Genomic DNA, 26,926 nt, shown 5'->3' with positions numbered 1-26,926 from the left:
GAATGACCTCATGAATGAGGCCATCGTCCGCGACCCGGCAACCGGTCGCTTCATCCTTGTCGACGCATTCGGCACACTCCACCGGAAGGTCGGGGGCCTCCCGCGAGGTGCTCGTCCCGCCCCTCTTCGCCGACACGAACGGCGATGGCATCATTGGCACCGGCGACCTGCTCTACAGTCTTGTCGACCTGACCATCTGGCTCGAGCATCTTCCTTCCGTCTCGCTCGGCGACTCGTTCGTGATCGTCGACGGGCAGGTTGCCGAGCTTCCGGGAATGTGGTTTTCGACAACGCCGTTCATCTTCGATCCCGAGACCGGCTTCCGGTCAACGGGACTGTCCAGCAGTTCGCCAGCCGTCTACAGCCTCGGCAACGGGGCGCGCCGCTTCACCACCGCGGGTGCCGTCACCAACGCCACGCAAGGCTTCTCGGCGACGCCAGAGCCGACCAGTTGGGCCTTTCTTGTGGCTGGCTTCGGCATGGTCGGGATCGCGTCGAGACGCCGCCGTGAAGTGCAGACTCCCGAAGTTGGCGCTCCCGAGGCAGGTCTTAGGGCAGGCGGATGGCGCGCCCGATCCTGACCGGGGCGGCAAGCATCTGGCCCTTCATCGCGCCTTCGCCGGCGCTCGGGTCCACCGGGGAGTCGAGGATGGCCTTCACCACCTCCATCCCCTCGACCACGCGGCCGAACACGGCGTAGCCCGCCGTGTCCCCCTCGCCCGTGGCCTGCGCGTCGAGCGCGGGAAGGCCGCCGACGATGATGAAGAAGTCCCCGCTTGCCGTGCCGGGGGCGGCGCGCGCCATCGAGATGGCACCGTCGATATGCGAGAGCCCGGTCCGCGAGGTCGGCTCGTGGGCGATGGGCGGCAGCACCCGCTTCGGATCGTTCCGGATGCCGCCCTGGATCAAGCCGTGGCTGCCGTCGGACGTGAGCTTCAGCGCACGGTAGAAGCTCGCGCCGTCAAGCCGCTTCTCGCGCACGTAGCGGAGGAAGTTGGCCGCCGTCACGGGCGCGCGGTCCACCTCGACGGCAACGCGGATGGTGCCGAGCGGGGTCTCGAGCGCGACCGTCTCGGTCCGCGGCGCGGGGGCCTCGGCCCGTGCGGGGGCGGGGGGCGCGTTCTCCGCGCGGGCCGGCGCGAGCCCGGCCACGAGGAGGACGAGGAATGGGAGGAGGACGAGGAACGGCAGGCGACTCATGGAGGCCATGGTCGGTCTCTCCCCGCCCGGCGGCAAGTCCTCGCATCCGCCGCCATCCCCTGCGGCGCCGGTTGCGCCTCCCCGGCCCCTGCTGCGTGCCTCCCCTCCCGCCCCCGGGGGCCCGGGCTCAGTCCCCTGTCAGGATACGGTCGACGAGCTGGCGCACCGTCGGGATGAAGCCGTTGGAGTAGAAGGGGTCGGTGCGGAAATTGTGGGCGGAGTGGCCGGCGAACATCAGGTTCCGCTCCGGGTCGCCGCCGTGGGCGATGTCCTGCAGCGTCTTCTGGATGCAGAAGCTCCGCGGGTCGGCCAGACGGCCGGTGGAGTGGTCGCCATGGTCCTTCCAGGCGGAGAACTGGCAGTGGGAGAGGCAGCCCATGCAGTCCGCCTGGTCGCGGCGGATCTCGGCCTTCTTCTCGGGCGTGACGAACACGAGCGTGTTGTCGGGGGTCTTGAGCGCCTCGGTATAGCCCTGGCCGGCCCAGCCGCGGGCGCGCAGCAGGTCGTCGCGGGTGACATAGTAGGTCCGCCCGCGCGCCACGCCGACGTCGAGCACGAACTGGTGGTCGCCGGCCGCTTCGGTCGAGAAGGCGATCTGGCGCTCGGAGCGCGCCTCGAGCTCCTTCAGGAAGTCGTTGCGCACGGCCGAGGAGTAGAAGCCGGTCGGCGAAAAGCGGTGGAGGATGACGTCCCCCTCCTCGATCTGGGTGAGCTTCGCCTTCCACGCGTCGGGAATGGGGCTTTCCTGCGTGAGGAGCGGCCGGGTGCCGAACTGGAAGGCAATGGCCCCGAGCTCGGGGTTGTCGATCCAGTGGGCCCACTCGCGCAGGTACCACACCCCGCCGGCCATCACGATCGGCACGTCATCGGGAATGCCGCTCTCGCGCATGGTGGCGCGAAGCTCGCGCACGCGCGGGTAGGGGTCCTGCGGCTGCGCCGGGTCCTCGGCGTTGGAGAGGCCGTTGTGGCCGCCGGCGAGCCACGGGTCCTCGTAGACGACGGCGCCAAGCCACTCGGCCGCCTTGGAATAGGCGCGCTTCCACAGCGCCCGGAAGGCGCGTGCGGAGGAGATGATGGGGTAGTAGTTGACGCCGTAGGAGGCGGCGATCTCGGCAAGCCGGTAGGGCATGCCGGCGCCGCAGGTCACGCCGCTGACGAGGCCGCGGGTGCGCTCGAGCACGCCCTGGAGCACGCGCTGGGCACCGCCCATCTCCCAGAGAATGTTGATGTTGAGCGCGCCGCGGCCTGCGCGAAGCTCGTCGGCGGCGATGTCGAAGGCGCGCTTCACCTGCTCGACCGCGCCCTCTATCGCGTAGGCGATGAGCTCCTCGTGCCGGCCGACGCGCGTCTTCTCCCGGTAGACCTGAGGGATGGGCAGGCCGTTCTCGTCATAGCTGTCGGCGTTGACGGCAGAAACGGTACCGATCCCGCCGGTTGCCGCCCAGGCGCCGGAGGAGCGGTGGTTGGTGGCGGAAATGCCCTTGCCGCCCTCGATCAGCGGCAGCAGCTCGCGCGAGCCGAAGCGAAGCGTGTTGAGCGCGATCATCCCGTCCACTCCATCATGCCCGCCTAGCAGCAATCACGGCCGGATGCTCGCCCCTTTTTTGCCACCTTCAGGGCAGGATTGCCGCACGCACGGCAACCCGGAGCGCCGCGATGCCGAAGCCCCTCATCGCGCTCGTTGCCAGCACCTCCGGGTGGGCCGCCACGTGACCCCGCGCTTCGGCCGCCACTTCCCGTGCCACGGCGCCCGCGTCCTTCGCCTTGTCGGTCTTGGTCAGCACCAGCTGGTAGCTGACGGCCGCCCGGTCGAGCCGTGCCATCACTTCCCGGTCCACCGGCTTCAGCCCGTGCCGCGAGTCGATGAGGAGAAGCACCCGCCGCAGCGTGGGCCGGCCGGCGAGATAGTCGCCGACGAGCCGCGTCCAGCGTGCCACGACGTCCTTCGGTGCCTCGGCATACCCGTAGCCTGGCATGTCGACGAGGCGGAAGACGGGGGGGCTGCCAACGAGGAACAGGTTCAATTCCTGGGTGCGGCCCGGGGTGTTGGAGGTGCGGGCAAGCCCCGCGCGGCCGGCGAGCGCATTCAAGAGCGAGGACTTCCCGACGTTCGACCGGCCGGCAAAGGCAACTTCGGGGAGCCCGTCGGCCGGGAGCAGGTCGAGGCGCGGCGCGCCGAGCTCGAAGGCGACGGGGCCGGCGAAGAGCCGGCGCGCGGCCTCCTCGGCCTCCGCGTCTTCCGCCTCTCGCCCGACGTCTTCCCCCGCCGTCCCGGTCATTTGCCGCCAGAAGGGGCCGGCGCCGGGCTCGCGTACTTGCGGTTCAGCCACCACTGCTGGGCGATCGAGACGATGTTGTTGACGATCCAGTAGAGCTGCAGGCCGGCTGCGAACGGCGCCATCAGGAACATGAAGATCCACGGCATCCACGAGAAGACGAGCTTCTGCACCTCGTCCATGGGCGTCGGGTTCAGGCGGAACTGGAGCCACATGGTGACGCCAAGCAGGATCGGAAGGATGCCGACCGCGATCACCGCCGGCGGCTGGAAGGGAAGCAGCCCGAAGAGGTTGAGCGGGGTGAGCGGGTCGGGGGCGGAGAGGTCGCGGATCCAGAGGCCGAGCGGCTGGTGGCGGATCTCGATGGCGATGAGAAGCGTCTTGTAGAGCGCGTAGAAGATGGGGATCTGGAGCAGGATGGGCAGGCAGCCCGCGAGCGGATTGATCTTCTCGCGCCGGTAAAGCTCCATCAGTTCCTGCTGCTGGCGCACCTTGTCGTCCTTGTAGCGCTCCTGGATCTCCTTCATCTTCGGCGCGAAGACCTTGAGCTTCGCCATCGAGGCATACTGCCGGTTGGCGATGGGGTAGAGGAGCAGGCGGACGACGAGGGTAAGCCCGATGATGGCGAGGCCCCAGTTCCCGAACAGGCCGTGGAAGAAGGAGAGCAGCCGGAAGATCGGCTGGGCGATGAACCAGAACCAGCCCCACGCGAGCGCGCGGTCGAAGAGCGGCGCACCGAGCTCGTCGCGCACCCGGTTCAGGAGATCGACCTCCTTGGCGCCGGCGAAGAGATGGGCACGGCTTTCGGCGGCGGCGCCGGGGGCCACGAGCTCCGCCGGGGCCACGAAGTCGGTCTGGAAGCGGTCGCCTTCCGCGGCGTGGGTGAAGCGCACGTCGAGCGGCTGCTTCTGGTCGGGGATGAGCGCGGCAAGCCAGTATTTGTCGGTGATGCCGAGCCAGCCGCCGGTCGTCCGGAAGGTCTGCGGCCCGCGCTCGCGCAGGCGGTCGTAGCTGATGTCGCTCTCGAGCAGCCTGCCGTCGATGACGGCAATGGGTCCCACGTGGAGGTTGAAGGCGTCGCGCTCGGGCCCCGTGCCGGTGCGGTTCACGAAGCCGTAGGGGCGGACCGCGACGGCGCCGCCGCTGCCGTTCACCACCCGCTGGGTGGCGGTGAACAGGAAGTTCTCGTCCACCTCGAGGCGGATCTCGAAGGTCACGCCGGCGGGGCTCGTCCAGCTGAGGGTGAGCGGCCGGCCGGGCGCGAGCACGTCGCCGCTTGGCGTCCAGCGGGCATCGGCCGGCGGCGCGCCCGGCCCCGCCCAGCCGAAGCCGGCGAAGTAGGCGCCGGGCCCGGGCGAGGGGGCGAACAGCCGTACCGGTGGCGCGTTTGGCACAAGGCCGGTGCGATGGTCGGTGAGCACGAGGTCATCGATCCTGGCACCGACGAGATTGATCGAGCCGGAGAGTCGCGGCGTGCGGATCGGAACCCGGGGCGAGGCCGCGAGGGCTTGCGCGACCGTCTTCGGCGCCAGGCCGACGGCAGGGGCGGCAGGGGCGGGGATCGCCGCCTCGGGCACCAGAGGCCCGTCGGTCGCCGCGGACGGGGCGACCGCGGGGGCTGGCGCCTCGGCCGCGGGCGGCGGCGGGGGCGGTGGCAGGAAGTAGCGCTCGGCCAGGAACTGCCAGCCGAACAGCACGATGGCAGAGAGCACCACCGCGAGGACGAGGTTGCGGCTTTCCTCCTTCATGCGCGTCTCACCGCGTCTGGCCCTCGTGATCGGGCGGCGGCACCGGGTCGTGCCCCATGCCGCCCCAGGGGTGGCAGCGGGCAAGCCGCCGGATGGCGAGCCAGCCGCCGCGCGCGGCGCCGTGCACCCTGACCGCCTCGATCGCATAGGCCGAGCAGGAGGGTGTGAAGCGGCAGGAGGGAGGAAGCACCGCCGAGAAGGTGAGCTGCCAGGCGCGGGCAAGGCCGATGAGCAGCCACCCGACCGGGCCTGGCCGCGCCGGCGCGGGCTGTGCGCTCATGCGGCCACCCGGCCGGCCGCCCGGGCAAGCGCTGCCCGCGCATCGGCAAGCAGGGCCGCAAAGGGCCGCTCGGCCTCGAGCGGGCGGGCGATGAACACATGGTCGCATCCCTGCACGCCATGGTCGCGCAGGACGAGCCGCGCCATCTCCCGCAACCGCCGCTTCGCCCGGTTGCGGTCCACCGCGCCGCCAAGCTTGCGGCTGACCGTGAAGCCCGCGCGAATCCGGCCGAGGCCGTTCGGCCGGACGAGGAGGATGAACCCAGGTGTCACGATGCGGACCCCGCGGTTGGCGGCGAGAAAATCGGCGCGGCGCGTGATGGCCGGCAGCGGCCGGAAGCCGGCGGCTGCCGCACCCGTCAGACGCTGAGCTTCTTGCGGCCGTGCGCGCGCCGGTTGGCGAGCACCTTGCGGCCGCCGGGCGTTGCCATGCGGGCGCGGAAGCCGTGGCGCCGTTTGCGAACCAGCCGCGACGGCTGATAGGTGCGCTTCATCTCGCGGGTCCTTCACGTCGGTCATGGGCCGCGGGCGTGATCCGCCCCGGCAGTCTGGCGCGAGGCCATAGGCGAGCCTCCTTGCCGCGTCAACGCGCCTCCCTCTCGCTTCTGACGCTCCCGCAAGAGCCCGTCCGCTGCTAGGGGCCGGCCCCATGCACCCATTCGAGCTGACGGACGACCAGCGCGCCATCCAGGACATGGCCCGCCGCTTCACCGCCGAGGAAATCACGCCCCACGCCGCGCTCTGGGACGAGAAGCACATCTTCCCGCTCGAGACCCTCCGCAAGGCCGGCGCGCTCGGCTTCGGGGCCATCTACGTCTCGGAGGCCTCGGGCGGCACCGGACTCGGCCGGGTGGAGGCGGCGCTGGTCATGGAGGCCATGGCCCACGGCTGCCCCTCCACCTCCGCCTTCATCTCCATCCACAACATGGCGAGCTGGATGATCGACCGCTTCGGCGCCGAGCCGGTCAAGCGGCGCTACCTGCCCGCGCTCGTCACCATGGAGGCGATCGCCAGCTACTGCCTGACCGAACCGGGCTCCGGCTCGGATGCCGCCTCGCTCAAGACCCGCGCCGTGCGCGAGGGCGACCACTATGTCGTCACCGGCTCCAAGGCCTTCATCTCGGGCGGCGGGGCGAGCGACCTCTACGTCACCATGGTGCGCACGGGCGAGGATGGCCCGCGCGGCATCTCCTGCCTCGTCATCGAGAAGGGCATGGAAGGCGTCTCCTTCGGCGCGCAGGAGAGGAAGCTCGGCTGGCATTCGCAGCCGACCGCCCTCGTCCACTTCGACCATGTGCGCGTGCCGGTCGAGAACCGGGTGGGGGCGGAAGGGGAGGGGTTCCGCATCGCCATGGCCGGGCTCGACGGCGGCCGGCTCAACATCGGTGCCTGCTCGCTGGGCGGCGCCCAGCGCGCGCTCGACGAGGCGATCGCCTACACCCGCACCCGCCAGCAGTTCGGCCGCGCCATCGTCGACTTCCAGGCAACCCAGTTCAAGCTGGCCGACATGGAGACCGAGCTCCAGGCCGCGCGCGCGCTCCTCTACCTCGCGGCCGCGAAGGTGGAGGCGGGCGCGGCCGACAAGACGAAGTTCGCGGCCATGGCCAAGCGGTTCGCAACCGACGTCGGCTCGGCCGTCGTCGACCGGGCGCTCCAGCTCCATGGCGGCTACGGCTATCTCATGGACTATCCGATCGAGCGGCTGTGGCGCGATCTCCGCGTCCACCAGATCCTCGAGGGCACCAACGAGATCATGCGCGTGATCGTGGCGCGCGAGCTGCTTCGCCAGTAGCGGCGGGCAGCGGCGGGCAGCGCCCCAGGCGGGTCCGGTCCCGTTCGGCTTGCCTCGCGCCGCCCCGCGGACCGGGTTCCGAACCTGTCGTGCCCCGGCCGCTGCCCCCGCCGGCCCGCACCCCGCAAGGCAAGGCCGGCTGCCTCGCGGGGGGTGCCTTCGCCCTAGAACCTGCCGCGGGCGCCCACGAACACGAACCGGCCGAGCCCCGAGACCGGGTAGGCGCGGCTGGCGAGGTAGGGCTCCTTGTCCATGAGGTTGTTCACGCCGGCGCTCACGGTGATGTTCTCGTTCACCTCGAGCGCGATGTTCACGTCATGGATGAAGTAGTGCGGGGCAAGCCCTGCGGGGCCGAACTCGTCGTCGAGCCGCTCGATCTGGATCGCGCTGGCGATCGCCTGACGGCCGATCCACTGGAGGCGGTAGCCGAGCGTGAAGGGCCCGCGGTTCCACGCGAAGGTGCCAAGCCCGGCCCAGCGCGGCGCGCCTGTCTCGAGCAGGCCAGGGTTCACGAAATCGGTCCGCACCGGGTCGAAGAAGCGGTTGAGCTTCTCCACCCAGTTGCCCGTGAAGCCGATGGCAAACCCGTTGTTCCGCCATTCGAACTGGTAGTTCGCGGAGAAGTCGACGCCGGAGGTCTCGATCTTCCCGAAGTTGATCTGCGTCTGGGTGAGCGAGAGGAAGCCGAAGGCCGTCGGCGTGCCCCGGTCCTGCGGGCGCACCCGCCGCTCGAAGAGATCGCAGAAGCGGTTGGGGAAGGTGGGCAGGTCGTAGCAGGTGTTGACGATGTCCTGCGCCGAGACGGCTGCGATCGCGTCCTCGATCCGGATGGAATAATAGTCGGCCGAGAGCGTGAGCCCGGGGATGAAGCGCGGCTGGATGACGGTCCCTGCCGTCCAGCTGCGGGAGGTCTCTTCCTCGAGGTTGGGGTTGCCGCCGGAGGTGCCGCCGAAGCGGGCCGTCAGCGGGTCCTCGTAGTTCGCGAGGAAGGCGGCCGGGTTGGTGATTCCGAGCGCGCTGGCGGCCGCGGTGACGGCGGCGAGGCAGTTGCGCTCGCGGATCGCGCCGCGGGCCGGGTCGGATGACTTGAGCCGGGCGATCTCGGAGGCGTTGCACGGGTCGAGCGGGCGGAAGGTGGCGCCCTGCTGCGGGCTGAACAGCTCGAACACGTCGGGCGCCCGGATTGCCTGGCTATAGGTGCCGCGGAAGCGGATGTCGGGGATGGGCGCGTAGCTGCCGTTGACGTTCCAGGTGAGCGCGCCGCCCACCGTCGAGTAGTCGGCGTAGCGCACGGCGCCGCCGATCGAGAGGTCGTGGAAGAAGCGCCGCTCCTTGAAGACGGGGAGCAGCACCTCGCCGAACACTTCCTTCACGTCGAAGCTGCCGCCGGAGTCGAACACCTGGTTCTGGGCGTCGAAGACAAGCGACTTGTTGCCCGAGATGTCGCCGATGAAGGTGCCGGCCGGGCCGGCGGGCGAGCCGGGCGGGAGCAGGCCCTTGACCAGATCGTCGAGGATGTTCTCGGAGCGCTCCTTCCGGTACTCCCCGCCGACGACGAAGCTGACCGGGCCGCCGGGGAGCGAGAACCAGCGGGTGCTCTCGCCCGAGAGGAAGCCGGTGATGACCGCCTGGTTGATCTTGGCGCGGTCGGTCGTGGGCGTGGTGATGAAGTCCACGGCCTCCGGGCTGACCGAGAAGGCGCCGCGCAGGATGTTGGCCGGCTTGCACAGCCCCTGGCCCGGGCGGAAGGTGAAGAAGCCGCTCTCGATGACCGGGAAGACGTCGGAGCCGGGCGGCACGGCCGTCGGGTCGAGCTCGGAGCGGCAGACCGGGTTGCCGCCGGGTCCGCGCACCACGTCAAGGGCTGCGAACAGCCGGTCGTAGAGGACCGAGTTCGAGAAGGTGGTGCGCGACTTGGTCTGGCCCCACACCCCCGAGACCTCGTAGCGCAGGTGCTCGGCCAGGTCTCCCCGCAGCCCGCCGACGAAGCGCAGCGTCTCGCGCAGCGAGGAGGTGATGCCGGGCCCGAGGTCGAGGAAGTCGCGGCTGACGAGGAGGCCGCCCGACTCGATCACCTCGGGCAGCAGCACCGCGGGCACGAACGGGTTTTCCGGCGAGATGTAGAGGCTGTCGTAGAAGGTGTTGTAGTTGGAGCGGCTGGTCGTCCGGTTGCGGGCGTACTTCGCGTCGTAGAAGAACTCGGCCGCCGGCGAGAACTCGTAGCGGCCGGTGGAGTTGGCGAAGAGCCGCTGCGAGGCCGGCAGGAGCGAGGTCGCATCGCCGCGCTCGACCGCGCCGTCGCCGCCGAACTGGTTGGAGGCGGTCGAGATGATGCCGTCCTGGAAGATGCGGACCGAACCGTCGGGGTTGGTCACGTAGCAGCCGCCGCCGCCGAAGCCGGTCCAGCCGATGTAGCTTTCGTTGCAGTCGTTGATGCCGTTGCCGTTGATGTCGGCCCGCCAGAAGCCGTAGTCGGCGCGGAACAGGAGGCCGTTGTTGGCCGAGATGGCAAAGACCGGCTGGCGGCCGATGACGCGGGTGGGGGCGTTGCGCGCGCGGTCGATGAGCGCCTGCTCGGCGGCCGTCGGCGTGCGGCCGTCGGCGAACACCTGGTTGTAGATGGCGGTGCCGGGAAGCGGGATGGGCGGGCCGAAGCTGATCCGCGTGGCGCGCGGGCCCGGCCCGCCGATCCGGTAGAAGCGGGCGAAGTTCGGCATCGTCGCCGGGTCGATGTCGCCCTTCTGGAAGCGGAGCGCCGGGTTGGCGTAGGTCGTCGAGTTGTTGCCCCGGCCGTTGTCGCGGGTGAACGCGCGGTCGGAGAGCAGCACCTCGCTGTCTTCCGCAAAACCGGCCGAAAGCGTGAAGTTGCCGCGGTTCTCGCGGAAGTTCTTCCCCCAGGTGGCAGACATCCGGTAGCCCTGCCCGTCACCCTTGGACGAGGTGCCCGCCTGGCCCTCGACCTCGAGCCCCTCGAAGTTCTGCCGCAGCCGGTAGTTGACGACGCCGGTCACGGCATCGGCGCCATAGACCGCCGAGGCGCCGCCCGTCAGCACTTCCACCTGTTCGATGAGCGAGGGCGGGATGGTCGAGACGTCGACTGCCTGCCGGTCGGGCACGCCGGAGACGTGGCGGCGGCCGTCGACGAGGACGAGCGTGCGGTTGGAGCCGAGCTGGCGGAGGTTGAGGGTGGCCTGGCCGACCCCGCCGGCGCCCCGTTCGATCGAGTCTGCAACCGTGCCCGAGGAGATCAGGGCCGGGATCTGCCGGAGCGCGGCGGTCACGTCGGTGTTGCCGGTCTGGAGCAGCTCCTCGCCGGTGAGCGACTGGATCGGGATGGGCGCGACCGCATTGGGGTCGCGTGCCACGCGGCTGCCGGTCACGATGATGGTCTCGGCCGCCTCGGGCGCCTCGGCCACCGTGGTGGGGGACGGCTGCTGTGCGAAGGCGCCCGGCGCGGCGAGCAGCAGGGCGGGAAGCGAGACCCGGACAAGCGCCGCGGAGCGGAAGGCAGTCGACGGCATGGTTGGCACCCCTCTCGAAGTCGAGGGGGAAGACTAGGCCTCCTGTCATGCAACCGAAACGGGGAAGCGGGGGCGCAACGGGGCCTTGCGCGCAGTCCCGAGCGTCCTGTGGCGGCCGGGCAACAGAGCTCAGCCGTCGGCCGGGAGATAGGGCGGGTCGGGGATCGAATCCAGGGCTTCCTGGAGCGCCAGCTGCCACCTGAGGCCCAGCTCCTCGTAATAGGGGTCGCCGGCCTCGATCCGGAAGGTGATGGCGGCCGAGTGGCCGGGCTTCAGCACGAGGAGGTCCACGGGCAGGCCCACCGACAGGTTCGACTTGATGGTCGAATTCATCGACAGGATCCCGAGCTTCAGCGCCTCCTTGAGTGGCGTCCGGTAGAGGAGGAGCCGGTCGAGGATCGGCTTGCCGTACTTGAGCTCGCCGATCTGGAGATAGGGGGTCTCGATCCCGCACTCGATGAAGTTGCCCTCGCCGTAGATCAGGAAGAGGGAGGGCGCGCCGCCGCCGATCGACCCGCCGACGAGGAAGGAGGCCCCGGTCTGCACCGCCTCGCTGTCGACCGTCTCGTCGATCTCGTGGCGCGCCTGCTTCAGCGCATGGCCCACCACCTCGGCCACGCGGAACATGGTGGGCGCGGTCTCGACGAAGAAGAGCCCCTCGCGTCCCGGGATCCGCACGCCCTCGCGCAGCTTGTTGATGGCGGCCTGGGTGACCGAGAGCGACCCGGCCGACGCAATGGCGACGATCCGCTTGCCTTCCTCGCCGAACACGCGGAGCTTGCGGTAAAGGGAGATGTTGTCGATGCCGGCGTTGGTGCGAGTGTCCGCCAGCATCACCAGCCCTTCCTTGACGAGGAGGCCGACGCAGTAGGTCATTGCCGCTGCTCCTGCTGCTCCTGCCCGGCGAAGAGGTCGGGCTCGGCGCCGTCGGCAGGTGGGGCCGCAGGGGCCGCGCGTCCGTGGACCTGCACGGAAAGGCGCTCGGCCCCGCCGCCGCGGCGGGTGCCGCGCACGGGAGCGGCATCGAGCGAGTCGAGGCCGACGGCCACCCGCACATGGCCCTCGCCGGCGCAGATGCCATGGGTGGGGTCGAACGCGACCCAGCCAAGCCCGGGCAGGTGGAGCTCGGCCCAGGCGTGGGCCGCCTCCTGCTCCGGGTGGTCGGGGGCGGCATAGTGCCCCGAAACATAGCGCGCCGGGATTCCGAGGAGCCGCGCGGCCGTGACCATCACCTGCGAGAGATCCTGGCAGACCCCGCGGCCGAGCCGGAAGGCGGTGGCGGCATCGGTTGCCGGGTGGGTCACGTCGGGGTCGAAGGCCATCCGCCGGTGGATGCTCTCCATGAGCATGTGTGCCTGCGAAAGCGGGCTCTCGTGCTGGATGGTGCGGGCAAACGCAGCGAGCGCTGCGTCAGGCGTGGTAAGCGGGGTGGAGCGGAGATAGACGCCGAGCGGAACCAGCTCCTCGCCGGCGCCCACGATTCCGGCGCGGTCGGTCGTCAGCACCTCGCCCTCGACGTGGATGGCGAGCTCGGCGAGCGGCGCATCGGCGTAGAACATGTGCGCGAGGTTGCCGTGGGCGTCGGTGAAGGGCTTGATCGCGCCGTCTGCCTCGACGTCCACCCGCCAGCGCAGGATCGCCTGGGAGTCGCCCGGCCGCGGGGTCAGCCGCAGCACCTGGACGATGGCCGAGGCCGGCCCCTCGTAGCGGTAGACGGTGCGGTGGTCGATCAGGAGTCGCACGGCCGCCCCATGCCCGTCCGCGCCGCCCGCCACCAGAGGCTAGAACAGATGCTGTTCGGCGATCGCATCGCCCAGCGCATTGTTGTCCGCGATGAACTGGAGGAGGAACTCGTGGAGTCCGCGCTGGAAGAGCGTGTCGATCGTCTCCGCCTCCAGCCGCTTCAGCCCGGCAACCGCGAGCCGGTTGGCGGGGCCCTGCCGGCCGCGGTCGAGCGCGAGCCGGTCGAGGTAGAAGACCGCGTCCTCGTAGCAGGCGGCGAGCGAGCGTGGCATGGCCTTCCGGAGGATGAGAAGGTCGGCCACGAGCCAGGGCTTGACCGCATCGCGGTAGACCCAGCGGTAGGCGGTGAGCGCCGAGACGGTGCGCAGGATGGTGGTCCACTGGAAGTAGTCGAGGCTGCCGCCGACGGGCTCGGTTCGCGGCAGGAGAATGTGATACTTCTGGTCGAGCAGGCGGGCGGTGTTGTCGGCCCGCTCGATCGAGGTGCCGAGCCGCATGAACCAGTAGGTGGGCTCCCGCAGCTGGTTGCGGTGGGCGGCACCGTCGAAGGCGAGGAGGGACTGCTTCACTGTCTCGACGAGGCGCATGAGCGTCAGGGTCTCGCCCACGCTCGTGCCGAACCGCTGCACCTCGAGCCAGGCGGCGTTGATGGCCTCCCAGGTCTCGGCGGTGAGCGCAGTCCGCAGCGCACGGGCGTTGGTGCGGGCGCGCTCGAGGCAGCAGCGGATGGAGCTCGGGTTCGCCGGGTCGACGGCGAGGAAGCGGGAGACCTCGGTGTCGGTCATCCGCCGCCCGGTGGATGCGAAGGCCTCGGCGGCGCTTGCCGACAGGATCGCCGCCTCCCACGCCGTGCCGGCGCCGCCGTGGGTGGCCGGAAGGGCTGCCAGGCGGATGGTGGCATCGAGCAGCCGGCACAGATAGTCCGCGCGCTCGACGTAACGGCCGAGCCAGTAGAGGTTGGCGGCGTTGCGCGAGAGCATCAGGAGGAAGCCCGGGCATCGGTGCCGGGCCCGAGCACCCAGGTGTCCTTGGTGCCGCCGCCCTGGCTCGAGTTCACGACGAGCGAGCCTTCCCGCATGGCGACCCGCGTGAGCCCGCCCGGGATCACGGTAACGCCGTGCGCGCCAGTCAGGATGAAGGGGCGCAGATCGACATGGCGCGGCGCGATGCCGGCATCGGTCAGCGTCGGGCAGGTGGAGAGGGCAAGCGTCGGCTGGGCGATGAACTTCGCCGGATCGGCCCGAAGCTTCGCGCGGAAGGCCTCCACCTCGGCGGCAGTCGCGTGCGGGCCGACCAGCATGCCGTAGCCGCCCGAGCCGTCCACTTCCTTCACGACGAGCTCGGGCAGGCGGTCGAGCACCTCGGCCAGTGCCTCGGGCTCCCGGCAGCGCCAGGTCGGCACGTTGGGGAGGATGGGATCACGGCCGGTGTAGAAGCGGACGATCTCGGGCATGTAGCTGTAGATCGCCTTGTCGTCGGCGATGCCGGTACCGATCGCGTTGGCGAGGGTGAGGTTGCCGGCGTGGCAGGCGCGGACCAGGCCGGGGATGCCGAGAAGCGAGTCGGGCCGGAAGACCAGCGGGTCGAGGAAGGCGTCGTCCACCCGCCGGTAGAGCACGTCCACGCGGGCCGGGCCGGCGGTCGTGCGCATGTAGAGCACATCATCGTGGACGAAGAGGTCGGAACCCTCGACCAGCTCCACCCCCATCTTGTCGGCGAGGAAGCTGTGCTCGTAGTACGCGCTGTTGTGGAGGCCGGGGGTCAGGAGCGCCACCGTCGGCTCCCCGCGGCACCCGGGCGGGGCGACCGAGCGGAGCGTGGCATAGAGCTGCTCGGGGTAGGTCTCGACGGGGCGCACGCCGCCCTCGTCCGTCTCGCCGGTGATGAGCTCGGGCACGAGCCGCAGCATCACCTCGCGGTTCTCGAGCATGTAGGAGACGCCCGAGGGGGTGCGCGCATTGTCCTCGAGGACGAGGAACTCGCCCGGGCCGGTGCGGACGAGGTCGATGCCCGCAATGTGCACCCAGACGCCGCCGGCCGGGCGGAAGCCGAGCTGGTGGAGACAGAACTGCGGGTTCGCGAACACCAGGTCCTCGGGCAACACGCCAGCCCGCAGGATCTCGCGGGCGCCGTAGACGTCGGCGCAGAAGGCATTGAGCGCCGCGACCCGCTGCTTCAGCCCCTCCTCGACGACCGCCCACTCTTCCGCCGAGATGATCCGGGGAATGATGTCGAAGGGGATCAGCCGCTCGTCGGCATCCGGGTCGCCGTAGACGGCAAAGGTGATGCCGATCCGGCGGAAGAAGAGCTCGGCCTGGCGGCGGCGGGTCTCGAGCAGCTCCTGGCTCGAGGCAGCGAGCCAGGCGGCCACCTGGGCGTAGGCGGGCCGAACCGCCTGCGGGTCCACCCGCTCCGGATAGCCCCCGTGGCCGAACATCTCGTCGAACGCCGCACCCACTGCACGCGACTGTGCCGGGGCGGCGGGCGGCGCGCAAGCCTCAGGCGACGGCAGCCGTCCTCCGCCTCGGGCGCCGCAACACCCCGCCCACCAGGCCGAAGCCCGCCACCAGCATCGCCCAGGTCGCCGGCTCGGGCAGTGCCGGGCCCGTCCACGGAAGGGTCCGCACCTCGACGAACGAAGGCGAACTTCCCGTCATGATGTCGATCTGACTCCAGAGCTCCTCCGGCCCGGGCCAGAAGGTGGCGCCGCAGGTGGCGAAGCTCACGCGCCGCCGCTCGGGGATGGAGTCGCAGACATCGCGCGCGCGGCTGCGCCACCGCAGGGTGAGCAACGCCTCGTCGGCGCTTCGGCTGAGGTAAGCGCCGAGCGACGCGCCGAGAATCACTCCGCTGCCGTAGCCGGAGGTTTCGAGCACGAGGCTTCGCCACACCGGCTGGCCGGGCAGCAGGTCAAAGCCGTCACCGCCGAAATAGTCATTGCCCCAGAGCACCCAGCCGTCTTCGAACCGGTCCTCCCACCAGTAGCTCGCCCACTGCCAGACGAAGCTTGTCGTCACGTCCACCGGGTCGCCGGGGGCGAGGCCGCCGATCCGCACCTCGAGCGTCTCGCTTCCTGACGGAGTCCAGGTGATCATGTGCACGCCGGCCTCAACCGGGTGCGCGAGCGCGATGGCGGCACCAAGCATCCAGCCGACCGCTCCAGAAGCCTTGCCCATGCCGCTTTTCCCCGACGAGTCGCCAAGCTCGAATTATCACAAGCCTGCAATGCAGAGCAAGATGCGGAGAAAGGCGCCTGCGTGGCGGGACTGGCCCTTCAGGGTTCGTTCGCGCCCGCTCCCTCCTCGAAGCCGCCGCGCAGCCCGGGAGAGGGCCGGTACATCTCCGGTGTGCGCGCGGCCGGCGGCCGCGCGGCCCAGCCCGGGGCGGGCGCGGCCACGGGGGGCGCCGCGGACGGGGCGGGGGCTGGCAGCGGCTGCGGGGTCGCCAGCCCGGGGCGGTTCGGTGCTTCGGTATCGGCGATCCCGCCGGCCTCGGGCCAGCCGTTCGTGACGCGCGCCGGGGGCACGGGACGGGCCCAGCCCTCGCGGCCGCCCTGCAGGCGTGCCGGTTCCCGCGCGGGCGCGGAGTCGGACCAGGCGGGGGCGCGGTCCGGCAGGAGGGCGGCCGGAGGCGTGGCCGCCACCGGCAGCGGCGCGTTGGGCGTCATCCGCTCGAATGCGGCCCGGGGCGGGCGGGGCGCCGGCTGCCAGCCGGGCCGAAAGGCGGCCCCGCGCGGGGCGTGGACCCAGCCGGGGTAGCCGAAGTCCCAGCCGCGCGGCCCCCAGGTCCAGCTCCCCCCGCCGGCCCAGCCCGGCGGCGGCAGCGGCGCCCAGGCGTGCCAGCGGGCTGACCAGCGGACATCCGCCCAGTGCGGCGCGAACGCAGTGCCCGGCACCCAGAACCAGCCGAGCCGCGGGTCGAAGCCCCAGCGGCCGTAGTGGAAGACGACCCAGCCGAACGGCTCGTCGGCCTGCCAGGTCCAGCCCCAGCGCGCATGACGGATCCAGTGACCGAAGCGGTAGGGCTGCCAGCCGTGGCCCACGCGCGGCAGCCACACCCGGCCGAGGCCGGGGTGCGCCACCCAGCGGCCGTAGCCGGCAAGAGGGGCCATGAAGGCGGAGAGGGCAGGTGCCGGCCGGCCCCACCAGTCCGCCGCGGAGGGGTAGACCCGGCCGTTCTGCCAGCCGCCCGCCCCCCAGCGGTCAGCGTGGTCCCACGGGCCGGTCGCCGCGGCGGGAACCGCGAGGAGCGTGCCAAGCACAAGCGCGGCGAGAGCCTGGCGAGACATGGCCCAAGTCTCGGTCAGGCGGCTTGAACGGGTGCTGAAGCGGCCAGCCGGCGGCGACGCATGTCGGCGACCGCTGCGGCAAGGGCGCGCTCGAGGCTTCCGCTGCCGGCAGGCGCCGCGCCGAGCCAGAGCCCCAGCGTGACGGAACCGCCGTCGGGAAGTCGCACCGGCGCGGCAAGCGCGGCCGCGAGCGCCGGCGCCGGGTCGGCTTCCGGGGGGGCAAGCACCACGAACTCGTCGCCGCCGTGCCGGGCGAGCATGGCCCCGGCGGGGAGCGCGGCGGCAAGCCGGCGCGCCACCTCGGCAAGCACCCGGTCTCCGACCGCGTGCCCGTGTGCCCCGTTGACCGCCCGGAAGCCCGAAAGGTCGAGGAAGTGGAGCGAGGCGTCCCCTCGCGCCCGCTGCCACGCCCGGGCGAGTCCGCGCCGGTTGGGAAGCCCGGTGAGCGGGTCGGTCTCTGCCGTGCGCCGCGCCCGGCCGGCGGCCGCGAGCGCCGCCGCGGCCATGGCCCAGCCGGTGGCGGCGAGCGCCCAGGCGAGCCGGCTCACCCGCCGACCGCCTCGCCGGCGTAGGTTCCGAACCCCTGCTCGCGCAGGATCCACCCCGACCGCCCCTCCACCTCGATCCGGCACCAGCGCTCGGCGCAGGTCACGATCCGGCCGACCACGCCGGGCGCGGCCCGCCACACCGGTGGCGCGGCGAGGTCGGGCCGGGCATGGAGCGTGCGCGTTTCGCCAGTGACGAGGAAGGTCCGCTCGGTCGACAGCATCGCCCGGTCGACCCAGCCGGTCTCGCCCTCGGCATCGCGCACCTGCCGCCAGATGTTCCACTCGGCGATGACCTCGAGCGGGACGCCTGGCCGGCCGTCGGGGCGCAGGAGCGTCCAGCGCGCCGGGTAGGCGGTGCCGGGGCCAGCGCGCAGGTGGGCGCGCGTGGCCCGGAGCGACATGAAGCGCGGCACCGGCAGGCCGGAGAGGTTCCGGCGCGCATCGGGGCTCATCTTCGCCGGGTCCGCGCCTCCCGCCGGCGCGCCTGCGGCGCCCCCCGGCTGCACCCCCGCCGGCTGCGCCCTGGCACCGGCAAGCCCGGGCGCGAGGGCGAGGAAGAGAGCGAGAATGACCCGCATGGCTCGCACGGCGCGCCGAATAGGCCGGCCCTGCCGGCGCTTGCAAGGGAGGAAGGGCCTCCCCTATCGTCCGCCCCATGGCTGCCCCGCGCTTCACGAAGTTCGACCACAAGCCGCGGGTGATCGTGACGAGGCGGCTGCCGCAGGCGGTCGAGACGCGCATGGCCGAACTCTTCGACGTGACGCTGAACCTCGACGACCACCCGATGACGCGCGAGGAGCTTCTTGCTGCCGTCGCCGAGGCGGAGGTGCTCGCCCCCACCGTCACCGACACGATCGACGCCGGGCTCATCGCCGCAGCCGGACCGCAGCTGAAGCTCATCGCCAACTTCGGCGTGGGGGTGGACCACATCGACCTCGCAGCCGCCCGCGCCCGGGGCATCACCGTCACCAACACGCCGGGCGTCCTCACCGACGACACCGCCGACCTCGTGATGGCGCTCATCCTTGCCGTGCCGCGGCGGATTGCCGAGGGCGAGCGGATCATCCGCGACGGCAGCTGGACCGGCTGGTCGCCGACCGGCATGCTCGGCCACCGCATCACCGGCAAGCGGCTCGGCATCGTCGGCATGGGGCGGATCGGCCAGGCGGTGGCGGCGCGCGCGCGGGCCTTCGGCCTCTCCATCCACTACCACAACCGCAACCGGCTGCCGAAGGCGGTCGAGGGCCCGCTCGAGGCCACCTGGTGGCCGACCCTCGACGCGATGCTGGCCCGGGTCGACATCGTGTCGCTCAACTGCCCCGAGACGCCCGAGACGCACCACATCATCGACGCCAGGCGCCTGAAGCTCATGCAGCGCCACGCCTTCCTCATCAACGTCGCGCGCGGTACGCTCATCGACGAGGCAGCGCTCGTCGCCGCCCTCGAGGCCGGGCACATCGCCGGCGCCGGGCTGGACGTGTTCGAGCACGAGCCGGCGATCCACCCCGGGCTCCTCGGCCGCCCCGACGTGGTGCTGCTGCCGCACATGGGCTCGGCCACCTTCGAGGCGCGGCAGGAGATGGGCGAAAAGGTCATCACCAACATCCGCGTGTTCGCCGACGGCCACCGGCCGCCCGACCAGGTTCTCGAGGACTACTGAGCCCGGCCCGGGCCGCCCATGCGCGAGAAGGAGCTCCGCCTCGCCCTCGTCTGCTACGGCGGGATCAGTCTCGTCATCTACATGCACGGCGTCACCCGCGAGCTCTGGAAGCTGCTCCGGGCGAGCGAAGCGCGTCAGGCGGGCCGAAGCCTTGCCGCCGGCGACAGCGAGCCGGTCTGGCGCGCACTCCTCGACGCGCTCGGCACCGCCGTCGACCTGCGCGTCGTGGTGGACGTGATCGCCGGCGCGAGCGCAGGGGGGATCAACGGCATCCTCCTCGGCGCCGCCATCGTCCAGGGGCTCGACCTCGACCCCGTCACCGACATGTGGCTCGACGGGGCCGACATCGACCGCCTGCTCGACCCCGACGCGCGGCCCGGCAGCCGCTTCGTTGCCTTCTACAAGGAGCCGGTCGCCTGGTACGCGCGGAAGCGCTCGGAGACGCTCGCCACCCTCCGCTCCGACCGGACGGGCCGGGAGGTGGCCGAGAAGCTCGGCCGGTTCGTGCGGAGCCGCTGGTTCAAGCCGCCGTTTTCGGGCCCGCGCGTGGTGGCCATGCTCGACGAGGCCTTCGCCGCCATGGAAACGGGGTCGCGCGGCCCCGCGCTGCTGCCGGCCACGCTCGGCTTCGACCTCTTCGTCACCGTCACCGACTATTTCGGCACCCGCACGGCCATTCCGATCCACTCCCCCCCGGTCGTCGAGGAGACCGAGCACCGGCGCATCCTCGCCTTCCGCGCGCCGCCGGTCGCCGGCGCTGCCCCACGGGTTGGGCCGGAGGGAGGCGCGCCGCCCCGCCAGCTTGCGAGCCGCTTGAGCCTCGTCTTTGCCGCGCGCGCCACCTCCTCCTTTCCCGGCGCCTTTCCGGCCGCCTCGCTGGCCGAGGTGGACGCCCGCGCAGCCGAGACGGGCGCCGACTGGCCTGACCGGGCGTGGCTCGCCGAAACCCAGCTCAAGGGCGACCGGCCGGCCGAGGAGGTGCTCCTCATCGACGGCAGCGTGCTCGACAACGCGCCCTTCGGCCCCGCGATCGAGGCCATCCGCGCCAAGCCCGCCTACCGCGAGGTGGACCGGCGCTTCGTCTACATCGACCCGAAGCCGGGCGTGGACCTGCTGGGCGGCGGGCTCGGCCGCAACCGCCCGCCCGGGTTCCTGACGGCGATGCTCCGCGCGCTCGCCCAGATCCCCCGCGAACAGCCGATCCGCGACAACCTCGAGACGATCGCCCGCATGTCCGCTGCCGCGGCCCGCACCCGCGCGGTCATCGACGACATGACCCCCGACGTCGAGGCGGCTGTCGCACGGGCGGTCGGCCCGCGCTTCCTGCTGCTGCCGCTGACGCCTGCCCGGCTTGCCCGGGCGCGTGGCCACGTTGCCCGGCTTGCCGCCAGGGAGGCGGGCTACGCCCATGCCGCCTACCGGGGTCTGCGCCGCACCCTGGTGCTGGCCGACGCCGCCGCCCTTCTCGCAACCGCAGCGCCCGGCGCCGCAGCACCCGGTGACCTCGCCGACCGGCTTGCCCGCGGCGGCACGCTCGTGGACCCGGACCGGCTCGACCTCGGCTACCGGGTGCGCAAGCTGCGCTTCCTCGTCCGGCGGCTCAACGCCCACATCGAGGCGGCCCACGACGAGACGAGCCGCCGCGCGCTCGAGGCGCTGAAGGCCGCGGCCTATGCAGCTGACGCCACCTATGCCGCGCCCGCCGCCGCTGCGCGCCTGTCAGACGGCACCCGCGCCGCCGCCCGCGCGCTCCTGGCCGGGGACTTCGCCGCGGCCGCGCCCGCGCTCGAGGGGCTTGCCGCCGATCTCGCGCTCGAGGCCCTCGACCGCGCGGCCGACTCCGCCCTCCTCCAGGCGCTCGCTGCCCCCGGCCTTCCCGGCCCCGTGCGGCGCGCGGTGGTGCGGGACTGGCTCGGCTACCCCTTCTACGACAGCGTGCTCCTGCCGCTGCTTGGCGACGGCAACCCGGACAGCCTCGATGCCATCAAGGTGGACCGCATCTCGCCCGACGACATGGCGCTGCTTTCGGCCCGCGGCGTCGCACCCGAGCTCATGGGCTGGCGGCTCAACGCCTTCGGCGCCTTCTTCAGCCGCGCCTGGCGCGAGAACGACTATCTCTGGGGCCGGCTCAATGCGGCCGAGCGGCTCGTCGACATCCTGCTCTCGGCCGTGCCCGGCGACCACCCGGCAAGGGCTGCGGCCGATGGCTGGAAGGCGCGGCTGTTCCGTGCCATCGTCGCCGCCGAGCGCGCCCGGCTGGGGTCCGCCGGGCCGCTCCTCGACCGGATCGAAGGGGGGCTTGACGCATGGGAGGAGGGACGCTGACCGCCGGCATGGGCGGGTTCGGGCAGGTCGACCGCCGGGCCTTCCTCGCGGCACTCGCGACAGCTGCCGCACCGGCGCCCGCCTTCGCCCGCGCCGGCAGCCGCTATGCCCCGCTCGAGGCCTTCCTCGACCGCCAGGTGGCAGAGGGCCGGGTGCCGGGCGCCATCCTCGCCCTCGTCAGGCCAGGGCGGTTCCGGCCCGACTATCTGGCAACCGGCGTGACCGAATTCGGCGGCCGCCGTGCCGTCGATGCCGACACGCTCTTCCGCATCTACTCCATGACGAAGTGCGTGACCGGGATGGCCGCCATGCAGGCGGTGGGCGAGGGCATCCTCGGCCTCGACATGCCCGTGGCCGAGGTCTTCCCTGCCTACCGGGAGATGCGGGTCCTCCTCGACCCGGCGAAGGACTTGGCTTCGCGCCCGGCCGAGCGGCCCATGAGGCTGCGCCACCTCCTCACCCACACGGCGGGGCTCTCCTACACCATCTCCGGCGACGGCCCGCTCGAGCAGGCCTACCGCCGCCTGGGCCTGGCCCCGACGGGCAGCCTTGCGCTTCGGGAAGGCGATGCGCCGCCGCCGGACCTTGCCACCTTCGCCGCGCGGCTGGCCACGCTTCCCCTCATGTTCGAGCCCGGCACCGCCTGGCGCTACGCCGTCGGCCTCGACCTCGTCGGCGCCATGCTCGAGGCGCGCGAGCGCGAGCCCCTCGACCGGCTGTTCGAGCGCCGCCTGTTCCGCCCGCTCGGCATGGCGTCGACCGGCTTCGTCGTCCCTCCGGCGGACCGCGCGCGCTTCGCTGCCGCCTACGGCTGGGTCGACCCTGCCACCATGACGCCGGTCGACCGGCCCACGCGCGTCGATGGCCCGGATGCGAGCGACTATTTTCAGCGCCCCACGCTCCTTGCCGGCGGCGCGGGCCTTGTCTCCTCCGCGCGCGACTTCGCCGCCTTTGCCCAGATGCTCCTCAACGACGGCCTGTTCGAAGGCCGCCGGGTGCTGCCCGCCGGCATCGCCCGGCTTGCCATGGGCAACCTCCTCGAGCCCGGCGTCTTCTGGCAGCCGGGCCCGGGCATGCCTCCGGCGGGCTACGGGGCCGGCGGCTCGGTCACCCTGTTCGACACCCGCGCCGCCGACCCTGCAGGCACCCCGGCCGGAGTCTATGGCTGGGGTGGTGCTGCGGGCACGCTGTTCCACGTCGACCCGGTGCGCCGCTACGCGGTCGTCCTGCTCCTCCAGTATCTGCCGAGCAGCCGCTTTCCGGTGGGGCGCGAGCTCCAGCAGGCGCTCAACCAGGCCTTCCCAGCCGCAGCCTGACCGAGAGCGCGTGGGCCGAAAGCCCCTCGGCCTCCGCAAGCGCCGCCGCCGCCTCGCCCAAGGGGCCGAAGGCGGCCTCGGGCACCTCGAGGAAGGTGGTGCGCTTCAGGAAGTCCGCAACCGAGAGGCCCGAGGCGAAGCGGGCGCGCCGGCCAGTGGGGAGCACGTGGTTCGGCCCGCCGACATAGTCGCCGATCGCCTCCGGGGTCATCGCGCCGAGGAAGATGGCGCCCGCGTTCGTGATGGCGGCCGCGAGCGGCCGAGGCTCTGCCACCATCAGCTGCAGGTGCTCGGGCGCGAGCGCATCGACGAGCGCCGGCGCCTCGGCGAGATCCTCGAGAAGGATGGCGGTGCCATGCGCCTCCCAGCTCGCGCGGGCGACTGCCTCGGTGGCGAGCGTCGGCAGCAGCCGCTCCACCTCGGCCTCGACGGCATCGGCAAGGGCAGGGCTGTCGGTCATGAGAAGGGCCTGGGCGGCCGGGTCGTGCTCGGCCTGGGCGAGGAGGTCGGCTGCGACGAGGGCAGCAGGCGCGCTCCGGTCGGCCACCACCAGCACTTCCGACGGGCCCGCCACCATGTCGATCCCCACCTCGCCGTAGAGCTGGCGCTTCGCCTCGGCGACCCAGGCGTTCCCTGGCCCCACGATCACGTCGCAGCGCGGGACCGGGCCCACGCCCCAGGCCATGGCGGCGATCGCCTGGGCGCCGCCGATGCGGAACACCCGCGCGACTCCGGCAAGCTCGGCCGCCAGCATCACCTCCGGAACCAGCGCCCCGCCCCGCACGGGCGTTGCCATCACCAGCTCGCCGACGCCGGCAACGGCGGCCGGAATGGCGTTCATGAGCACCGAGGAAGGGTAGGCGGCGCGGCCGCCCGGCACGTAGAGCCCGGCCCGGGCGACGGGTGTGTGGCGCACCCCCATGCGCACGCCCGCGGCATCGGTCAGCGCGCGGTCGGCCGGCCGGAGCTCGGCATGGAAGGCGCGGATCCGCTCGGCCGCGAGCGCAAGCGCCGCACGGACGGGCGCTGCCACTTGCGCGGCCGCGGCCGCCCGCTCGGCAGCCGGCACTTCGGCATCCGCCTCGGTCAGGCGGATGCCGTCGAACCGGTGCGTGAGGTCGGCAACCGCCGCGAAGCCCTCGCGGCGGACCCGGCCGAGAATGGCCGCCACGTCGGCGGAGGGGTCGGTCCCGCCGTCGCGCGTGTCGGCAACCAGCGCGGCGAAGGCCGCCGCGAAGCCGGGGTCTCGCGTGCGCAGCCGCCGCACGGGGCTTCAGGCGGCCTCGGCGGCCCGCGCCCCGGCCACCGCGGCAGCGACGGCGTCGACGAGCGCACCGACGGCGGGGTTGGTCTTCATCGCAACCCGGTTGACGACGAGGCGCGACGTCACCTCGAGCAGGACGGCGTGCTCGACGAGGCCGTTCTCGGCAAGCGTCCGGCCGGTCGAGACGAGGTCGACGATGAGCGGGGCGAGGCCCATGGCGGGCGCAAGCTCCATCGCGCCGCTCAGGCGGATGCACTCGGCCTGGATGCCGCGCGCGGCAAACCAGGCCTTGGCCAGTGCCGGATATTTGGTGGCCACGCGGACATGGCTTCGCGTGGCGAGCTCGACGGCACGGCCGGCGGGGCCGGCGAGCGACAGCCGGCAGCGGCCGATGCCGAGGTCAAGGGGCGCGTAAAGCTCGGAATAGCCGAACTCGGCCACCACGTCGTTCCCCACCACGCCGAGCTGCGCCGCGCCGAAGGCCACAAATGTCGCTGCGTCGAAACTGCGCACCCGGATGACCTCGAGCCCGGCGCGCGAGGTGCCGAAGCGGAGCGCCCGGCTGGCCTCGTCGGCGACCGCCGGGTCGGGCCGGATGCCGGCGCGCGCAAGCAGCGGCAGCGCCTCGGCGAGGATCCGGCCCTTGGGCAGCGCCAGGACGAGCGGCGGGTCGGGCGGCAGGGGTGGCATGGCCGCCGCTTCTGCCGGGCCAGGCGCGCCGTTGCAACCGCGCCCGCAAAACCCTATAGATGGGTCGCCCCCTACATGGCGCGTTCATGCAGGACCGTCCGGAGATCGGCTCCGGGGGGGCGGAGGCCCGTTGGCGTTCGGACATGGCTGTCGACCGCGCCGATCTTCGCCATCTCATCGAGCCGGTGGTGGAAGCTGCCGGCTTCGCGCTCGTGCGCGTGCAGCTGTCGGGCGGGCGGGATCTCACGCTCCAGGTGATGGCCGAGGACCCTGCGACCGGCCAGCTCGACCTCGACCAGTGCGCGGCTCTCTCGCGCGCGCTCTCGCCGGTGCTCGAGGCGGCGGACCCCATTCCCGGGCCCTACCGGCTCGAGGTCTCCTCGCCCGGCATCGACCGCCCGCTCACCCGGCTGGCCGACTTCGACCGCTTCGTGCCCCACCAGGCGCGCATCGAGCTCGCCCACGGGATCGCGATCGGCGGGGCGATCCGCAAGCGCTTCCAGGGCGCGCTGGCCGGCGTTGCGGGCGAGGACATCCTGCTCGACGCCGAGGGGGTCGGGCGGGTGCGGCTGCCCTTTGCCGACATCCGCACCGCGAAACTGCTCTTGACGGATGCGCTGATTGCCGCGACCGCTCCGCTCGACATGCGCGGCGCGGACGTCGTCGTCGAGGAAGCGCCAGACGGCCGCAGGTCAACCCGAACACCCGGACAGGTACGCCAATGACACCGATTGCCGCCAACAAGGCCGAACTCATCGCGATTGCCGACGCGGTCGCCCGCGAGAAGTCGATCGACCGCATGATCGTGATCGAGGCGATGGAGGAAGCCATCCAGAAGGCTGCCCGCGCCCGCTACGGCGCCGACAACGACATCCGCGCCAAGATCGACCCGCGCAGCGGAGACCTCCGGCTGTGGCGGGTGCTCGAGGTGGTGGAGCAGGTGGACGACCACTTCAAGCAGATCGCCCTTGCCGACGCACGCGCCCGCGATCCGTCGGCCAAGGTCGGCGACTTCATCATCGACCCGCTGCCGCCCATCGAGTTCGGCCGGATTGCCGCGCAGGCCGCCAAGCAGGTCATCGTGACCAAGGTCCGCGACGCCGAGCGCGAGCGCCAGTACGAGGAGTACAAGGACCGCGAGGGCGAGATCATCACCGGGGTGGTGAAGCGGGTCGAGTTCGGCCACATCGTCGTCGACCTCGGCCGGGCCGAGGGTGTCATCCGCCGCGACCAGCAGATCCCGCGCGAGGTCCTGCGCGTCGGCGACCGGGTGCGGTCCTACATCATGTCGGTCCGCCGCGAGAACCGGGGCCCGCAGATCTTCCTCTCGCGCGCGCACCCCGAGTTCATGAAGAAGCTGTTCGCGCAGGAAGTGCCCGAGATCTACGACGGGGTCATCGAGATCAAGGCCTGCGCCCGCGACCCCGGCAGCCGCGCCAAGATCGCCGTCGTCAGCCGCGACAGCTCGATCGACCCGGTGGGCGCCTGTGTCGGCATGCGCGGCAGCCGGGTCCAGGCGGTGGTCCAGGAGCTTGCCGGCGAGAAGATCGACATCATCCCCTGGTCGGAGGACACCGCGACCTTCGTCGTCAATGCCCTCCAGCCGGCGCAGGTGACGAAGGTGGTGATCGACGAGGAGGAGGGCCGGCTCGAGGTGGTGGTGCCCGACGACCAGCTCTCGCTCGCCATCGGCCGCCGCGGCCAGAACGTCCGCCTCGCCGGCCAGCTCACCGGCCACCAGATCGACATCATGACCGAGGCGGCCGAGAGCGAGAAGCGGCAGCGCGAGTTCGTCGAGCGCTCCGAGCTTTTCGAACGCGAGCTCGATCTCGACGAGACGCTGGCGCAGCTGCTGGTCGCCGAGGGCTTCACCAGCCTCGAGGAGGTGGCCTACGTCGACCAGGAGGAGATCGCGTCCATCGAGGGGCTCGACGAGGAGACCGCGGCCGAGCTGCAGCGCCGCGCCGAGGAGGCCATCGAGCGCCGCGAGGCGGCGCTGCGCGAACAGCGCCGCGCGCTCGGCGTGGAGGATGCGCTCGCCGAGCTGCCCTACCTCACCGAGGCGATGCTGGTCCGCCTCGGCCAGAAGGGGATCCGCACGCGCGACGACCTCGCCAACCTCTCGACCGACGAGCTGATCGGCAAGGGCGACAAGCGCCGCGAGATCCCCGCCGGCGTGCTCGCCCCCTTCAACCTGACCGAAGAGCAGGGCAACGCCATCATCATGGCCGCGCGCGCCCACTGGTTCGCCGAGGACGCGGCGTGACGCGGCGGCC

The 26,926-nt window shown here is 72.0% G+C and carries 25 protein-coding genes; 7 read left to right on the top strand and 18 right to left on the bottom strand.

Annotated features, from left to right (window positions below; all coding sequences use genetic code 11):
• Positions 1-107 precede the first annotated feature (107 nt).
• Positions 108-581: a PEPxxWA-CTERM sorting domain-containing protein gene (locus H3H34_RS05145; RefSeq protein ID WP_328831310.1), complete on the top strand. Its 474-nt coding sequence runs from the start codon at positions 108-110 to the stop codon at positions 579-581.
• Here H3H34_RS05145 and H3H34_RS05140 read toward each other — a convergent pair.
• The 7 genes from H3H34_RS05140 to rpmH all read right to left on the bottom strand — a co-directional run bounded on the left by H3H34_RS05140 (position 550) and on the right by rpmH (position 5,997).
• On the bottom strand, positions 550-1,200 hold the full coding sequence (locus H3H34_RS05140; protein ID WP_194744219.1) for a peptidylprolyl isomerase: 651 nt from the start codon (positions 1,198-1,200) through the stop codon (positions 550-552). The two genes, H3H34_RS05145 and H3H34_RS05140, sit on opposite strands and share 32 nt — an antisense overlap.
• Before the next feature lie 127 nt (positions 1,201-1,327).
• Positions 1,328-2,746 carry an NAD(P)H-dependent flavin oxidoreductase gene (locus H3H34_RS05135; protein ID WP_194744851.1) on the bottom strand — a complete coding sequence of 473 codons (1,419 nt, stop codon included), beginning with the start codon at positions 2,744-2,746 and terminating at the stop codon, positions 1,328-1,330.
• A 67-nt stretch (positions 2,747-2,813) separates the two neighbouring features.
• On the bottom strand, positions 2,814-3,479 hold the full coding sequence (gene yihA, locus H3H34_RS05130) for a ribosome biogenesis GTP-binding protein YihA/YsxC (RefSeq protein ID WP_194744218.1): 666 nt from the start codon (positions 3,477-3,479) through the stop codon (positions 2,814-2,816).
• Entirely contained in the window at positions 3,476-5,224 is a 1,749-nt protein-coding gene (yidC, locus tag H3H34_RS05125; RefSeq protein WP_194744217.1) for a membrane protein insertase YidC, read from the bottom strand. The genes yihA and yidC overlap by 4 nt, the downstream gene beginning before the upstream one ends.
• 7 nt (positions 5,225-5,231) lie before the next feature.
• Positions 5,232-5,504 carry a membrane protein insertion efficiency factor YidD gene (gene yidD / locus H3H34_RS05120; protein ID WP_194744216.1) on the bottom strand — a complete coding sequence of 91 codons (273 nt, stop codon included), beginning with the start codon at positions 5,502-5,504 and terminating at the stop codon, positions 5,232-5,234.
• Positions 5,501-5,824 (bottom strand): ribonuclease P protein component, encoded by a 324-nt coding sequence (gene rnpA, locus H3H34_RS05115; protein ID WP_328831657.1) that lies wholly within the window; start codon positions 5,822-5,824, stop codon positions 5,501-5,503. Before rnpA ends, yidD begins: the two co-directional genes overlap by 4 nt.
• A 38-nt stretch (positions 5,825-5,862) precedes the next feature.
• A complete protein-coding gene (gene rpmH, locus H3H34_RS05110; RefSeq protein WP_194744849.1) occupies positions 5,863-5,997 on the bottom strand; it encodes a 50S ribosomal protein L34 in 135 nt (44 codons plus the stop codon).
• A gap of 155 nt (positions 5,998-6,152) precedes the next feature.
• Between rpmH and H3H34_RS05105 the strand changes: the two genes are divergently transcribed.
• Entirely contained in the window at positions 6,153-7,295 is a 1,143-nt protein-coding gene (locus tag H3H34_RS05105; RefSeq protein ID WP_194744215.1) for an acyl-CoA dehydrogenase family protein, read from the top strand.
• Between the two features lie 164 nt (positions 7,296-7,459).
• Here the strand turns inward: H3H34_RS05105 and H3H34_RS05100 are convergent, their stop codons facing one another.
• The 9 genes from H3H34_RS05100 to H3H34_RS05060 form a co-directional block, all read right to left on the bottom strand.
• Complete coding sequence (locus H3H34_RS05100) at positions 7,460-10,816, bottom strand: TonB-dependent receptor domain-containing protein (protein WP_194744214.1); 3,357 nt, start codon at positions 10,814-10,816, stop codon at positions 7,460-7,462.
• A gap of 129 nt (positions 10,817-10,945) precedes the next feature.
• Positions 10,946-11,692: a peptidase gene (locus H3H34_RS05095; RefSeq protein WP_194744213.1), complete on the bottom strand. Its 747-nt coding sequence runs from the start codon at positions 11,690-11,692 to the stop codon at positions 10,946-10,948.
• Positions 11,689-12,558 (bottom strand): transglutaminase family protein, encoded by an 870-nt coding sequence (locus tag H3H34_RS05090; protein ID WP_194744212.1) that lies wholly within the window; start codon positions 12,556-12,558, stop codon positions 11,689-11,691. Before H3H34_RS05090 ends, H3H34_RS05095 begins: the two co-directional genes overlap by 4 nt.
• Positions 12,559-12,597: 39 nt before the next feature.
• Positions 12,598-13,539 (bottom strand): alpha-E domain-containing protein, encoded by a 942-nt coding sequence (locus H3H34_RS05085; protein WP_194744211.1) that lies wholly within the window; start codon positions 13,537-13,539, stop codon positions 12,598-12,600.
• The gene (locus H3H34_RS05080) at positions 13,539-14,996 is read right to left on the bottom strand and encodes a circularly permuted type 2 ATP-grasp protein (RefSeq protein WP_194744848.1); all 1,458 of its coding nucleotides are present in this window, start codon (positions 14,994-14,996) and stop codon (positions 13,539-13,541) included. Before H3H34_RS05080 ends, H3H34_RS05085 begins: the two co-directional genes overlap by 1 nt.
• 61 nt (positions 14,997-15,057) lie before the next feature.
• Complete coding sequence (locus H3H34_RS05075; protein WP_235945427.1) at positions 15,058-15,735, bottom strand: PEPxxWA-CTERM sorting domain-containing protein; 678 nt, start codon at positions 15,733-15,735, stop codon at positions 15,058-15,060.
• Between the two features lie 98 nt (positions 15,736-15,833).
• Positions 15,834-16,847, bottom strand: coding sequence for a DUF6600 domain-containing protein (locus H3H34_RS05070; protein WP_194744210.1), 1,014 nt, complete (start codon positions 16,845-16,847; stop codon positions 15,834-15,836).
• Positions 16,848-16,861: 14 nt separating this feature from the next.
• Positions 16,862-17,395 carry a GGDEF domain-containing protein gene (locus H3H34_RS05065; RefSeq protein ID WP_194744209.1) on the bottom strand — a complete coding sequence of 178 codons (534 nt, stop codon included), beginning with the start codon at positions 17,393-17,395 and terminating at the stop codon, positions 16,862-16,864.
• A complete protein-coding gene (locus H3H34_RS05060; protein ID WP_235945514.1) occupies positions 17,392-17,973 on the bottom strand; it encodes an SH3 domain-containing protein in 582 nt (193 codons plus the stop codon). Before H3H34_RS05060 ends, H3H34_RS05065 begins: the two co-directional genes overlap by 4 nt.
• A 77-nt stretch (positions 17,974-18,050) precedes the next feature.
• On the opposite strand from H3H34_RS05060, the gene H3H34_RS05055 reads away from it, so the two are divergent.
• Genes H3H34_RS05055 through H3H34_RS05045 form a run of 3 tightly spaced genes read left to right on the top strand, consistent with a single transcriptional unit; the run spans position 18,051 to position 22,696 of the window.
• Positions 18,051-19,055 (top strand): 2-hydroxyacid dehydrogenase, encoded by a 1,005-nt coding sequence (locus H3H34_RS05055; protein ID WP_194744207.1) that lies wholly within the window; start codon positions 18,051-18,053, stop codon positions 19,053-19,055.
• A gap of 18 nt (positions 19,056-19,073) precedes the next feature.
• Entirely contained in the window at positions 19,074-21,380 is a 2,307-nt protein-coding gene (locus H3H34_RS05050) for a patatin-like protein (protein ID WP_194744206.1), read from the top strand.
• On the top strand, positions 21,362-22,696 hold the full coding sequence (locus H3H34_RS05045; RefSeq protein WP_194744205.1) for a serine hydrolase domain-containing protein: 1,335 nt from the start codon (positions 21,362-21,364) through the stop codon (positions 22,694-22,696). Before H3H34_RS05050 ends, H3H34_RS05045 begins: the two co-directional genes overlap by 19 nt.
• On the opposite strand, the gene hisD is transcribed toward H3H34_RS05045, so the two are convergent.
• Both hisD and hisG read right to left on the bottom strand, forming a co-directional pair.
• On the bottom strand, positions 22,668-23,963 hold the full coding sequence (gene hisD, locus H3H34_RS05040; RefSeq protein ID WP_194744204.1) for a histidinol dehydrogenase: 1,296 nt from the start codon (positions 23,961-23,963) through the stop codon (positions 22,668-22,670). The genes H3H34_RS05045 and hisD overlap by 29 nt on opposite strands.
• Positions 23,964-23,969: 6 nt before the next feature.
• Complete coding sequence (hisG, locus tag H3H34_RS05035; RefSeq protein ID WP_194744203.1) at positions 23,970-24,650, bottom strand: ATP phosphoribosyltransferase; 681 nt, start codon at positions 24,648-24,650, stop codon at positions 23,970-23,972.
• 143 nt (positions 24,651-24,793) lie between these two features.
• Between hisG and H3H34_RS05030 the strand changes: the two genes are divergently transcribed.
• Together H3H34_RS05030 and nusA are read left to right on the top strand one after the other, a co-directional pair.
• The gene (locus H3H34_RS05030) at positions 24,794-25,375 is read left to right on the top strand and encodes an LSm family protein (RefSeq protein ID WP_194744202.1); all 582 of its coding nucleotides are present in this window, start codon (positions 24,794-24,796) and stop codon (positions 25,373-25,375) included.
• On the top strand, positions 25,372-26,916 hold the full coding sequence (gene nusA, locus H3H34_RS05025; RefSeq protein ID WP_194744201.1) for a transcription termination factor NusA: 1,545 nt from the start codon (positions 25,372-25,374) through the stop codon (positions 26,914-26,916). Before H3H34_RS05030 ends, nusA begins: the two co-directional genes overlap by 4 nt.
• Positions 26,917-26,926 lie beyond the last annotated feature (10 nt).

The sequence above is a fragment of the Thermaurantiacus tibetensis genome, from assembly GCF_015354055.1.
GTDB lineage: Bacteria > Pseudomonadota > Alphaproteobacteria > Sphingomonadales > Sphingomonadaceae > Thermaurantiacus > Thermaurantiacus tibetensis.
This window is presented reverse-complemented; position numbering and strand designations above follow the sequence as displayed.

Bases quoted from the DNA above. Each gene is read 5' to 3' on its own strand.
- H3H34_RS05140 (WP_194744219.1), bottom strand. From the start codon at position 1,200: ATGAGTCGCCTGCCGTTCCTCGTCCTCCTCCCATTCCTCGTCCTCCTC.
- H3H34_RS05135 (WP_194744851.1), bottom strand. From the start codon at position 2,746: ATGATCGCGCTCAACACGCTTCGCTTCGGCTCGCGCGAGCTGCTGCCG.
- yihA (WP_194744218.1), bottom strand. From the start codon at position 3,479: ATGACCGGGACGGCGGGGGAAGACGTCGGGCGAGAGGCGGAAGACGCG.
- yidC (WP_194744217.1), bottom strand. From the start codon at position 5,224: ATGAAGGAGGAAAGCCGCAACCTCGTCCTCGCGGTGGTGCTCTCTGCC.
- yidD (WP_194744216.1), bottom strand. From the start codon at position 5,504: ATGAGCGCACAGCCCGCGCCGGCGCGGCCAGGCCCGGTCGGGTGGCTG.
- rpmH (WP_194744849.1), bottom strand. From the start codon at position 5,997: ATGAAGCGCACCTATCAGCCGTCGCGGCTGGTTCGCAAACGGCGCCAC.
- H3H34_RS05105 (WP_194744215.1), top strand. From the start codon at position 6,153: ATGCACCCATTCGAGCTGACGGACGACCAGCGCGCCATCCAGGACATG.
- H3H34_RS05100 (WP_194744214.1), bottom strand. From the start codon at position 10,816: ATGCCGTCGACTGCCTTCCGCTCCGCGGCGCTTGTCCGGGTCTCGCTT.
- H3H34_RS05095 (WP_194744213.1), bottom strand. From the start codon at position 11,692: ATGACCTACTGCGTCGGCCTCCTCGTCAAGGAAGGGCTGGTGATGCTG.
- H3H34_RS05085 (WP_194744211.1), bottom strand. From the start codon at position 13,539: ATGCTCTCGCGCAACGCCGCCAACCTCTACTGGCTCGGCCGTTACGTC.
- H3H34_RS05080 (WP_194744848.1), bottom strand. From the start codon at position 14,996: ATGTTCGGCCACGGGGGCTATCCGGAGCGGGTGGACCCGCAGGCGGTT.
- H3H34_RS05075 (WP_235945427.1), bottom strand. From the start codon at position 15,735: ATGGGCAAGGCTTCTGGAGCGGTCGGCTGGATGCTTGGTGCCGCCATC.
- H3H34_RS05070 (WP_194744210.1), bottom strand. From the start codon at position 16,847: ATGTCTCGCCAGGCTCTCGCCGCGCTTGTGCTTGGCACGCTCCTCGCG.
- H3H34_RS05060 (WP_235945514.1), bottom strand. From the start codon at position 17,973: ATGCGGGTCATTCTCGCTCTCTTCCTCGCCCTCGCGCCCGGGCTTGCC.
- H3H34_RS05055 (WP_194744207.1), top strand. From the start codon at position 18,051: ATGGCTGCCCCGCGCTTCACGAAGTTCGACCACAAGCCGCGGGTGATC.
- H3H34_RS05050 (WP_194744206.1), top strand. From the start codon at position 19,074: ATGCGCGAGAAGGAGCTCCGCCTCGCCCTCGTCTGCTACGGCGGGATC.
- H3H34_RS05045 (WP_194744205.1), top strand. From the start codon at position 21,362: ATGGGAGGAGGGACGCTGACCGCCGGCATGGGCGGGTTCGGGCAGGTC.
- hisG (WP_194744203.1), bottom strand. From the start codon at position 24,650: ATGCCACCCCTGCCGCCCGACCCGCCGCTCGTCCTGGCGCTGCCCAAG.
- H3H34_RS05030 (WP_194744202.1), top strand. From the start codon at position 24,794: ATGGCTGTCGACCGCGCCGATCTTCGCCATCTCATCGAGCCGGTGGTG.
- nusA (WP_194744201.1), top strand. From the start codon at position 25,372: ATGACACCGATTGCCGCCAACAAGGCCGAACTCATCGCGATTGCCGAC.